We start from the raw sequence: 11,239 nt of genomic DNA, 5'->3' as shown, positions 1-11,239 counted from the left end.
GATCGTTTTTACGAATCGCGTCGCAAGTTACGAGTAAGCGTCCAAATCTCAAAGCCTGTATAAAATATATATAGTACAAGAAAGTTCAATACAAAGACTCGACGCTGGTCAATACGTTGATATAGAAAAAAACCAATAAAGGCAAGCCCAAGAATTAAACGAGCGACTGTTGCCGACAGATAAAGCGGTACAAATCGCTCACGATCTCCCTGTAAACCAGCCTCTACCAGTCGGTGGGTTACGATTGAAACGCTAAAAAAAAAGATTAAAAGGATTTTCCAATTCGGATGTAACCAGAACGTAACAGTATATTGTTCGGCTAAAAAAAATACAATTGCCAGCAGGGCTGTCAATAAAACGGTTCGGAGCATACAGGCAAAGGAATGATGACACGAAGAGAAAGAAATATTTGCACAATCACCTAAGTGTCAGCAATTTCTTTCACCTTTCACAACTTACTTTTTAGTCAGTTGGCGGATAAATAGGTAAAGTGATGCGCCAATGGCTGTCAGCGATAAAACAATGGTCCAGATAGGTCTGGGATTATGCTGCCATTCATCCAGCTTCATACCTGCCCAGACACCCAAACCAATAGTACCCAGCATTTGAAACGCAATGCCGCTATATTCTGCAAATGACCTGGTTTGTTCAGTCGTTTTTTTTATAGGGTCATCGTCTCGAGCCGGCTTATCCGGTTCATTAGGATTAGATTGGCCAGGATCGCTTTGCATAGAAATAGTAGATATAATGCAATATACCAGGTAAAATTCGTTAATTTGGCCTAACGTTCTATAATGCAGCGTCCGTATAGAACGTTTTAATACGAGTGATCTTATTTTCGAATGCCCTGCTACTTTCGTAACCACCCCATTTTTATTAGTACGGTCTTTGCTCTTCTGACCGGTGGGGTAGTTTCCTGCTCTCAATACAGTACTAAACCCCTGAGCAAAGGGTATCACAATCTAAATGCTCATTTCAATGCCTATGTAATCGCTCGCGACGAGGTTAAGCAGGCAGAAGAAATATTGTTTAAAACGAGGCAGGAAAATTACAATCAGTTACTTCCCATATTGCTGCCGGTTGATTCGATGCGTATCCAATCGGTAAAGCCTCAACTAGACGATGCCATAAAAAAAGCATCCCTGATTCCTGAACGCCATCAGAATAGTAACTGGCTCGATAATGCCTATAATATTATTGGCCAAGCACGTTTGCTAAAGCAGGATTTACCAAATGCGATAGAGGTATTCAAGTACGTTAACACAAAAGGAACCAACGAAAACGATAAACACACGGCATTGGTTGGCCTGATGCGTGCTTATGTGGAAGGGAGTGATTATTCCAATGCGTTGAACGTAGCAGAGTACTTGCGCACTCAGCCACTTAATAAAGATAACACACGCGATTTTTATCTAACCAAATCCTATCTTCACCAAAGACAGGGGGAATACCTTACGTCTGTTGGCATTCTGGAAGCTACATTTCCTCTTTTACAAAAAGGAGAAGCTACGGCACGGCTTCATCTTATTGCTGGTCAGCTTTACGACTTGATTGGCCAGCCATCCAAAGCTGTTGATCACTATAGGCAAGTATTGAATTCGAGGCCAACTTACGATTTATCGTTTTATGCTAATCTTTTTTCTATTCAGAGTAACGGACTGACAGGAGACCAGAAGCGGATAACTCAATCGGCCGAAACCTTTGAGAGTTTGCTAAATGACCGAAAAAACGCCGATCTGAAAGATAAAATTTACGCTACCATGGGTCTGCTGGAAGCACGTAGTGGCCGAATAGACCAGGCTATAAAATATTACAGTCAGTCCATTCGGGAAGCTGGCCCCAGTAATGTGCAGACGCCTTATACGTATCTGGAAATCGGTAAACTTTACTTTGAGAAGAAAGCTGATTACACCAAGGCAAAAGTTTATTACGACAGTGCACTGGCTACACTTCCCAGGCAATCGTCGGAATATGCAGCTTTGTTGGCGCGAAAAAATACGCTCGACGAATTCGTTCAGTACAAGACAACGATTCAAACAAACGATAGCTTATTAACGCTGGCGAAGATGTCTCCGGCTGAGCTTGACAATTTCCTGGATAAGACCATTGATCGGCAGGAAAAAGAGGCCAGGGCTCAAGCCGAACGAGCACAGCAAATCGCGGCACAAGCGTCGAATGGCGGGGCAATAGCCGTACCCGGAGCCACCAACTCTAACTTAGCTCCAGCACAACGTTGGGTATTATACAATCCGATTTCGCTGAGTCAGGGGCGTCAGGAATTCTTGACAAAATGGGGGAACCGAACGCTTGAAGACAACTGGCGACGTAGCAACAAGGAGGCTTCAGAGGCATTAGCGGGCGCGGGAAACCCATTGACAGGCGCAACACCTGCCAATTCGGTAAATCCCAATGCACCGCTACAGCAATCCGACACACCAGCCCTTGCTGCCGGAACCACAACGTCAGAAGCTAATGCAGGTCGTAAGGGGCAGAAAGACGCTATGATAAGGCAGATTCCAACGTCGAAGGAAGCCCAGGCTGCGGCTAATCAACGTATTGAAAATGCCCTCTATAAATTGGGGAAACTGTACAAGTTCCAACTGAATCAGCCTGCTGACGCCATACCTACGTTTGAGCAACTGCTGACCCGATACCCAAATACGCTTCAAAAACCAGAAGTGTATTATCTGCTCTACTTATCGAACGAACAATTGGGGAAAGCCTCCAACTGGAAAGATAAGTTACTAACCGAGTATCCTAATACGTCATATGCGCGTCTAACCGGACGGACGGTTGCTCAAACGACCGACTCCGAAGCGCAGGCACAAAAAACATATGCGGCTATTTATGAGCTTTATAAAGCCAATAATACAACAGAAGCGCTAACACGCGTTGAAAGTGCATTAAACCAGTTTGCCGGTTCACAACTGGAGGATAAACTAGCTTTGCTACGTGCCATTCTGATAGGAAAAGTAAAAAACGTAGAATCTTACCAACAGGCACTGAGCGAATTCGTACGTGATTATCCGACTAGCGAGCTATTACCCCGGGCGAAGGAAATGTTAGCGGCTGCCAATCAGGTAGCTGTTAAACCCAAGTAAGCTCTATACCTGATGATTCAGGTTCAGCTGGTTCATAACTGTAGAAAAACGATAAAATCCCTATAGCTATAATGTTTGAATTTGCGCCCGGTCGTTACCGGAATATTATTCGAAATCTCTGGCGGTTTTCGCTGCTTGGATTAGTCGCTTTAGTTCTATACGTCCTTGCCGTCAGTTATAATTTTTTATGGCTGTTCGGTGGCATGCCCAGCTTAAAAGCGCTTGAAAATCCAAAAAGCGAAGAAGCCTCTGAAATTTATACAGCCGATGGACAGTTGCTGGGGAAATACTACGTTGAAAACCGGACTCCGATCGAAATATCACAGGTATCGCCCAACGTAACGTCGGCGCTTCTAGCCACTGAAGATGCGCGCTTCATTAAGCATTCAGGTATAGATCCCCGCTCCCTGTTCCGCGCAGTCAGTGGATTACTGACGTTTAAAGATGCTTCAAGTTCAGGTGGCGGCAGCACACTTACGCAGCAGACAGCCAAAAACTTATTCGATACCCGGCAGGAAGAATTAAAGGGCGTGCTAGGACACGTTCCGATTATCAGTCTGGTAATTTCCAAGACGAAAGAATGGATTTTGGCAGTACGTCTTGAACGTAACTATACCAAGCAGGAGGTTATGATGATGTACCTCAATACGGTATCGTTCGGTAATAACACGTATGGTATTAAAACTGCCGCTAAAACTTATTTCAATAAAGAACCGTGGAATCTCGGTGTGGAAGAAGCAGCGTTACTGGTAGGTATGCTCAAAAACCCAACCCTCTACAACCCACGCCTTTTTGAGGAGCGGGCGAAAGATCGGCGTAACGTTGTGCTGTCTCAGATGAAAAAGTATAAATTCCTGACTCAGGATCAATTCGTTACGTATAAGAATAAACCTCTCAAACTCGACTTTAGCGTTGAGAATCAGAACACAGGGATGGCAGCCTATTTTCGCTCGGTCATTCGCGATGATATCAAACGCTGGATTAGACAGTACAATAAAGAAAATGACGCCGATTTGGATCTTTACACCAGCGGCCTGAAAATCCACACTACCATCGATTCCCGCATGCAGGCTTACGCAGAAGAGGCCGTTATGACTAATATGCGCGACCAGCAGCGGAAATTCTATGAACACTGGCGCGGCCGGAATCCATGGGTACAAAAAGATTCACGTACAAAAAAATACGTCGAAATTCCAGGATTCATCGAATCAGTTGCCCGCCGGACGAGCCGGTACAAACAGCTCAAGGCTGTTTATGGGAATGATGAAAAGGCAATCTGGCAGGATATGCGTAAACCTGTTAAGATGAAAGTTTTTGTATATGGGGGGCGACGTAATGAAAAAGATACGACCATGAGCCCACTTGATTCAATCAAGTATTATAAACGATTGCTTAACACCGGCTTCATGTCGATGGACCCGCGCTCAGGTTACGTTAAAGCCTGGGTAGGTGGTATTAATTTCAAACATATGAAGTTCGACCACGTTCGGCAGAGTCGTCGGCAGCCAGGTTCGACGTTCAAGCCCTTCGTTTATCTGACAGCTATGGATCAGGGGTTTGTCACCCCCTGCAGCCACATAACGGATCAGCCTACTACATTCGCTCATGGAGAAGACAACAACGGGGGGCCGGCCTGGACACCTCACAACTCAAATGGCAAATATAGCTATCGAAGTCTGTCACTACGGGAAGCGCTGGGGCAATCCATCAACACGGTCAGCGCTCAATTGATCAAGAAGACCCGGGCCGCTGAAGTCATTAAATACGCTCACGATATGGGGATTGAAAGCAAGGATTTACCCGAAAATCCGACGCTTTGCCTAGGAACCGGCGATGTATCTGTTTATGAAATGGTGGCCGCTTACTGCGCATTCGCAAATGGTGGTATGCGGGTAAAACCTATGATGATTTATAAAATTACGGATAAGAACGGCAATGTTTTGAAGCTTTTTCACCCTGACGCCAATCAGGTAATTAGCCCGAATAGAGCATACGAGATGCTTCATTTGATGCGTGGAGCCGTTGAAGAGCCTAACGGCACGGCACAGAGGCTGCGAACTCAGTATAAACTTCTGGAAGGTGGCAACGAGATTGCTGCCAAGACAGGTACTACGTCTAACTACTCCGATGCGTGGTTTATGGGCATGACTCAGCACCTGGTTTCTGGCCTATGGGTTGGTGGCGATGACCGGCCTATTCACTTCCGTACTATTGAATTAGGGCAAGGTGGCCGACAAGCCATGCCAGCGTGGGCAATGTACATGCAGAAAGTTTACAAAGATCCGACGCTAACCAGCTATCGGCCAGAGCCCTTCCGTAAACCTAACAATTTTAAAATCGACTGTGGTGGTTATCACATCGACTCATCTCAGCGATATATTCCGCCCAAGGTTGTGCCAGAAGACGAAGAAGAAATTTTGCAATAGAACTGAAGGGTCGGTGAGTAACTGACCCTTTTTTAGTACTCTACAATGGGCAACCTTTAGTCTGTGTTGCTTGTTTTTATAACAACCGGTCATCCTGGCCGAGGAAGATGATAATCTTGACATACAGCCCCGCCCGCCGGATCTATTTATGCCAGAGTTTGACTATAGAAAAGAATTGACTAAAGTTCCACACGAACCGGGTGTATATCGGTATTTCGACGTGTCGGGTGAGGTTATTTACGTTGGGAAAGCTAAAGATTTAAAAAACCGGGTCAGCAGTTACTTTACGAACTCAAAACAACACGACCGAAAAACGCTACGTCTTGTTAGTCAGATTCGGAAAATTGAGTTTACTATCGTGCATACCGAGTTTGACGCACTCCTGCTCGAAAATCAACTGATTAAGCGGTACCAGCCAAAATTTAATATTCTGCTACGTGATGATAAAACATACCCATTTGTTTGCGTAACAAATGAGCACTTTCCGCGAGTACTGACAACGCGACGTATCGATCGGAAACTCGGTACGTTTTACGGCCCTTTTGCAAATCTGAAACCCATGTACACTGTACTGGATATGTTCAGTCAACTGTTCACAATCCGTACTTGTAATTATAACCTCGCCCCTGAAAATATTGAAGCTGGTAAGTACAAAGTCTGTCTGGAATATCACATTGGCAACTGCAAAGGCCCATGCGAAGGCAGGCAGACCGAAGCCGATTACGGCAAAGACATAGAACAGGTGCATCACATTTTGAAAGGTAACCTGAAACCGGCTCAAGAGTATTTTAAAAACCGTATGGTAGAAGCTGCTGGCGAATTAGCCTTCGAGCAGGCACAGAAATACAAAGACAAGATGGATGTTCTACAGCGATTTCAGAGTAAATCAACCGTAGTCAATCCTAAAATTGCCGATGCAGATGTGTTCTCCATTGCCTCCGATGACGCAGCCGCTTACATTAATTTTATGAAGGTTGTGAATGGGACAATCGTGCAAACCCATACAGTTGAAATCAAGAAAAAGTTAGATGAGAGCGATGCCGATCTATTGACTATGATGATTGTCGAATTTCGGGAGCAATACGGTAGCCAGGCCAAAGAGATTATTTCGAACGTATCACTCGACGTAGATCTGCAGGCAGAAGTAACCGTCCCGCAAATTGGTGACAAGAAAAAATTGCTGGATATGTCGTTGAAAAACGTACTTTATTTCCGCCGTGAACGTCAGGAACGGGCAGCCGCAGAAGCGACGGCCAACGCCAGCAAAAAAGACCGTGTATTGATTCGTCTGAAGCAGGATTTACAACTAAAAACAATTCCTAACCGAATCGAGTGTTTTGATAACTCCAATATTCAGGGAACAAACCCCGTTTCGGCCATGGTATGTTTTATTGGCGGAAAACCGGCGAACAAGGAGTATAGGCATTTCTCTATCAAAACTGTGATTGGTCCTAATGATTTTGCCAGTATGTATGAAGTTGTTACGCGTCGTTATACGCGCGTACTAACCGAAGGAACCGATATGCCTGACCTGATTGTCATTGATGGTGGTAAAGGGCAGTTAAGTGCAGCTTGTGAGGCTTTAAAAGCGTTAGACTTATACGGTAAGGTTCCCATCATCGGGATTGCCAAACGGCTTGAGGAAATCTATTTTCCAGAAGATAATTTACCACTTTATATCGATAAAAAATCAGAGTCTCTAAAACTCATTCAGCGTATTCGCGATGAGGCTCACCGGTTTGCTATTACGTATCATCGTGATAAACGTAGCCGCAACAGCTTGATTAGTGAATTAGAGAATGTAGAGGGAATTGGAAAAAAAACGGCGGCTAAATTATTGAAGCATTTTAAAGGAGTAAAGAAAATAAGAGAAGCTTCATTGGATGAAGTTGCAGAGGTAGTGGGACATGACCGTGCTCAAAAACTGAAATTGTATTTTGATACGATAGAGAACGGGTAGCATAGCTAAAGCTACGTAGTAAATGAAAAGGGTGTTGCAATAGCTATTGCAACACCCTTTTCACTTACTATCTATACAGACTTCTTAATATTCCCAGAGGCCATGTTCGGTTTCCATCAATTCGTATTCCGTTTGGTAAGACTTAATCAGACCTTCCCGATCACCATACATACCAACAAGATCACTGTCGCCAGGATTAGCAACTTTGGTAATCCGGCCGTAGAATAGACGTAAATCAAATGCGTCAGCCAGGTTTTTATGCTGTGCCTGATTTTGAGGATTGTACCAAATGAATTTCTTCGGATCACTACGGAACAGCTTATCCAAATCCTTGTATTTAAAGGATGCAATAGGCTTCTCAAAACCAGCTTCGTTCTTATCCGCAGGCAGTAATATTGTTACCGTCTGAATATCATAATACAAACGTGAACGTTTCCGATCAAAAATCCAGTCCTCCTTAATTTCAAGGATATTCAATTCTTTAGGAAAATACTCATCTCCCGAAAAGGCAGGAGCGGCTGCAACGGCCACTGTATCTTTTTTCGGCTCAACAACCGGTTCCACTACGGCTGCTTTACCTTTTTTACCCTTTTTAGTCGTGGCTACTTTCTTCTTAGGTGTTCCCCAACCGTCATCAGCTGGTTCAGTAGCAGCTGTTGCTTTTTTAGGAGCTCCCCAGCCATCATCAGCTGGCTTTTTCTTATCATCTTTTTTAGGCGCGTCCCAGCCATCGCCAGTAGCTCCACTTTTACCATCTTCGGTAAAACCAGCAGCTTTTTCTTCTGCAGATAATCCCCCACCAGTATTGGGAATTAACAAATTCTCATGAAATTTCTCTGGAGTGATTTTTGTTGTGCACGAATCATTCGTGTATGCGTCAATCAAACCAGCCTTTACGGCTTCCATCAGATACTTGGAAATTTCATTGTTTTTTGAGAACATCGACTGATTCTGCTTCTCCTTTAGGTCAACACGACGCCAAAGGGTCTTCTTCATCATGATATCGTTCTCATTAACTGGTCGAACCGACATTGGATTTGTGCCATTACTAGCTTTCTCCTGAGCCAGTACGTCACCTCCTGTCAGCACGAATGTCGTTACAGCTAGAGCGCTGACATATCCTATCGTTCTTGTATGTTTCATGACTGCTATTTGTTGTCAGTTCAGAATGTTAACGGTAAAAAAACCGCTTTAGTGCATTAATAAAGCGAAACCTGAGAAAGTGGATTGCCCATAGGAACATCGCTAACTTCTCCCCGGAAATTCCGGCGTTGTACACCCTCTATCTGAATAACCAACCGATCTCCCGGTTGCGCTTCTGCAGCTAAATCAGCAATTGATCCTCCACCAGCGCCAACAGTAGCCGCTTTAACGCGTCTTGTTCCGCGTACCAACGATACGGTAGCCCCTGTTGTCCGGAAGTTAGCGTCATCTGGTGAATAAGCGGCAAAACTTGGATCTGCCACAGCCTGTATACGCACGCTACGTGCCGACGATACAGGGACACCACGAGGATCGTTAGCTCGTGTCCCGCCAACAAAAACTTCTAATGTTGGACGAGGTACTTTATTCACACGGAAGCGCTCCGTACCAAGTAAGCTGCCACTATTACTAATATTAAGCGATACGTTAGCTGAGCTAGGCACAACCGTAATCTTTCCTTTCTCACCTGATTGAACAACAGACGCACCATCAGCCGAGAAATTAGGATTCCAAAGAGCGCCCAACTGTGGACTTTGGATACTTAGTTTGTTAGCGCACCCTAGATATAAAGGAGGCATCGTGCCCGTTTCGATCTGATAAGAAGGCTTAGCCACAAAATACTCCGCAGATAAAGGAACCGTTTTTAAACCAGCAGGTGTCTGATAAGCAATTGATCCGGTCAGAGTACGTTTTGCCAAACCATTTTTGTCATAAGCTCCACCTTGGGCGGTAAATTCGACAATTCCTTGTCCATCCTGCATACGCACTGGAGCACCATTCAGACTCATCCGTGGTTGAATTCCCGATGAAGATGCTGCCAGAAACATTTGCCCCTTAAACTTGGTACCAGCAACAACAACTTTTGACTCCATGCTTAGCATGGCAAGAATTTTGTCAAACTTAACATCCTGTGCGCCAACCTTGCTGGCTAATGCGTCGAGAACCTCTCCTTCAATTCGACGGATATCAGCTTGTTTCTGACTTAACACAGCCAAAGCTGCTGGTACAGGTGTTTGTGCAAAGTTTAATTCAGCAAAATCTTTCCGGCGCTGATCAGGGGATCGATTGGCGATTGGATCATCTTTTCCGTCCAGCGCCATTGATGCATATTTTGTTCCTGAGTATTTAGATACGCTTTCTGTGTATCTGTTTAGTTGATCCTTTAGTTTGAAAGCAGCTCCATTACGTGCTGTACCTATCATAAGTTGAGCGACTTTTTCTTCCTCGCTCAGGTTTTTGATATTGCCGGCCTCATCACGTCCACCACCGGCTTCAACAATCTGTTCTTTAATCTGATCAAGCTCACCAATTACATCAGTTGTCAATTTCCGAACTTCGTCAGCTTGTTTAACAATAGCCAGATCAGTGGCCCGGTTTCCCGACTTCTCAACGGTGGCGCGAATATTTTCAAATGTTGCCTGATTGACTTTACTAACAGCTCCTGTTGATTGCTCAAGACTGTTATTAATCAGTACAAACTTTTCCAGAATTGCCGAAGTGACTTGAAGAGCCAACATTGCGGTCAATACCAGATACATCATCCCGATCATCTTCTGACGGGGTGTCTCTTTTGAGCCTGCCATGAATTATGGTAGTATTAATAAAGAAGTTATAAGGTTGATATAATTGTAAAGCTAGATGTTCAGGAACGAAATAGAAAAGCTTCAAAACTTTTCAAATTCAATGAACAAACACCTCTACAACTATTTTTAGTTACCACGCATAGCAGTCAGCATACTGCCATATACGTTATTGAGTGAAGCAAGGTTACCCGTTAGTTTAGCTAATTCATTCTTGAACTGCTGAGCGTCACGGCTTGCATCTGACATGTTCTCCATAGCCGAAGTGAGGCTACCGTAGAAAGCATTCATTGCTTTCAGGTGCTTGTTGGAATCCTGCAATTCCAGCTCATAAACAGCATTCAGAGCGCCCATATTTTTGGTAACTTTCTGAAACTGATCGCGGTAATCTTTAGCGTCGGTCGTTGCATCAGCCATTGAGTTCATGGCTGTAATGGCTGTACCGTATGACTTGTTCATCTCACTGATCGAACTAGAAGCCGACTTAACGTTGCGAGCGTAATCATTCGTAGCAACAGTTGCGTCCGTCAGATCGGTTAGTTTCGAAACCGTATCATTCAGATTACGGAAGCCTGAACCCAGACGCTCAAATACGTCAGGCGTTACTTTGGCCTGCGCCAACATCTGATCCATATTACCAGTCAGACCGTTTGTTTGTGGAGCTGGTTTGCGGGCTTCCCCTTTGTAGTCATCAGCCAACTCAGGATAAACGCGCTCCCAGGCGTAGCCGTCATCAGCTGTTGCTGGGTTAGTGAAGCTCTGAACAGCGTATAATAAGAAGATAACGACCTCTGTCAACAGACCAGCTGTTAAGAGCCAGCCTAAACCTTCATTGTGGGTAATCTTTGCCCAGGCACCCGCAATTACGACGGCTGCACCGGCACTATAAATGGTTGGTACTAAACGATCCCAAAAGAAATTCGTGGACTTTGCTGCTGCCATGATAAGCGATTTGGTTGGAACAGGTAA

The 11,239-nt window shown here is 44.6% G+C and carries 8 protein-coding genes; 3 read left to right on the top strand and 5 right to left on the bottom strand.

What is annotated here, in order from left to right; genetic code table 11:
- Window positions 1-8: 8 nt before the first annotated feature.
- Both ACOJS8_RS26805 and ACOJS8_RS26800 read right to left on the bottom strand, forming a co-directional pair.
- The gene (locus tag ACOJS8_RS26805; protein ID WP_420151630.1) at window positions 9-371 is read right to left on the bottom strand and encodes a hypothetical protein; all 363 of its coding nucleotides are present in this window, start codon (window positions 369-371) and stop codon (window positions 9-11) included.
- An 84-nt stretch (window positions 372-455) separates the two neighbouring features.
- Window positions 456-731, bottom strand: a complete 276-nt coding sequence (locus ACOJS8_RS26800) for an AtpZ/AtpI family protein (RefSeq protein WP_420151629.1) — start codon at window positions 729-731, stop codon at window positions 456-458.
- Between the two features lie 111 nt (window positions 732-842).
- Between ACOJS8_RS26800 and ACOJS8_RS26795 the strand changes: the two genes are divergently transcribed.
- The 3 genes from ACOJS8_RS26795 to uvrC all read left to right on the top strand — a co-directional run bounded on the left by ACOJS8_RS26795 (window position 843) and on the right by uvrC (window position 7,487).
- Window positions 843-3,101, top strand: a complete 2,259-nt coding sequence (locus tag ACOJS8_RS26795) for a tetratricopeptide repeat protein (protein ID WP_420151628.1) — start codon at window positions 843-845, stop codon at window positions 3,099-3,101.
- Between the two features lie 71 nt (window positions 3,102-3,172).
- Complete coding sequence (locus ACOJS8_RS26790; protein ID WP_420151627.1) at window positions 3,173-5,527, top strand: penicillin-binding protein 1A; 2,355 nt, start codon at window positions 3,173-3,175, stop codon at window positions 5,525-5,527.
- 148 nt (window positions 5,528-5,675) lie between these two features.
- Entirely contained in the window at window positions 5,676-7,487 is a 1,812-nt protein-coding gene (gene uvrC / locus ACOJS8_RS26785; RefSeq protein ID WP_420151626.1) for an excinuclease ABC subunit UvrC, read from the top strand.
- 84 nt (window positions 7,488-7,571) lie between these two features.
- On the opposite strand, the gene gldN is transcribed toward uvrC, so the two are convergent.
- The 3 genes from gldN to gldL all read right to left on the bottom strand — a co-directional run bounded on the left by gldN (window position 7,572) and on the right by gldL (window position 11,212).
- Entirely contained in the window at window positions 7,572-8,630 is a 1,059-nt protein-coding gene (gene gldN, locus ACOJS8_RS26780; RefSeq protein WP_420151625.1) for a gliding motility protein GldN, read from the bottom strand.
- A gap of 56 nt (window positions 8,631-8,686) precedes the next feature.
- Entirely contained in the window at window positions 8,687-10,273 is a 1,587-nt protein-coding gene (gene gldM, locus ACOJS8_RS26775) for a gliding motility protein GldM (RefSeq protein ID WP_420151624.1), read from the bottom strand.
- A 126-nt stretch (window positions 10,274-10,399) separates the two neighbouring features.
- Window positions 10,400-11,212 (bottom strand): gliding motility protein GldL, encoded by an 813-nt coding sequence (gene gldL, locus ACOJS8_RS26770; RefSeq protein WP_420151631.1) that lies wholly within the window; start codon window positions 11,210-11,212, stop codon window positions 10,400-10,402.
- Window positions 11,213-11,239 lie beyond the last annotated feature (27 nt).

It is taken from the genome of Spirosoma sp., from assembly GCF_048594605.1.
GTDB lineage: Bacteria > Bacteroidota > Bacteroidia > Cytophagales > Spirosomataceae > Spirosoma.
This window is presented reverse-complemented; position numbering and strand designations above follow the sequence as displayed.

Bases quoted from the DNA above. Each gene is read 5' to 3' on its own strand.
- gldM (WP_420151624.1), bottom strand. From the start codon at position 10,273: ATGGCAGGCTCAAAAGAGACACCCCGTCAGAAGATGATCGGGATGATG.
- uvrC (WP_420151626.1), top strand. From the start codon at position 5,676: ATGCCAGAGTTTGACTATAGAAAAGAATTGACTAAAGTTCCACACGAA.
- ACOJS8_RS26800 (WP_420151629.1), bottom strand. From the start codon at position 731: ATGCAAAGCGATCCTGGCCAATCTAATCCTAATGAACCGGATAAGCCG.
- gldL (WP_420151631.1), bottom strand. From the start codon at position 11,212: ATGGCAGCAGCAAAGTCCACGAATTTCTTTTGGGATCGTTTAGTACCA.
- ACOJS8_RS26790 (WP_420151627.1), top strand. From the start codon at position 3,173: ATGTTTGAATTTGCGCCCGGTCGTTACCGGAATATTATTCGAAATCTC.
- gldN (WP_420151625.1), bottom strand. From the start codon at position 8,630: ATGAAACATACAAGAACGATAGGATATGTCAGCGCTCTAGCTGTAACG.
- ACOJS8_RS26805 (WP_420151630.1), bottom strand. From the start codon at position 371: ATGCTCCGAACCGTTTTATTGACAGCCCTGCTGGCAATTGTATTTTTT.
- ACOJS8_RS26795 (WP_420151628.1), top strand. From the start codon at position 843: ATGCCCTGCTACTTTCGTAACCACCCCATTTTTATTAGTACGGTCTTT.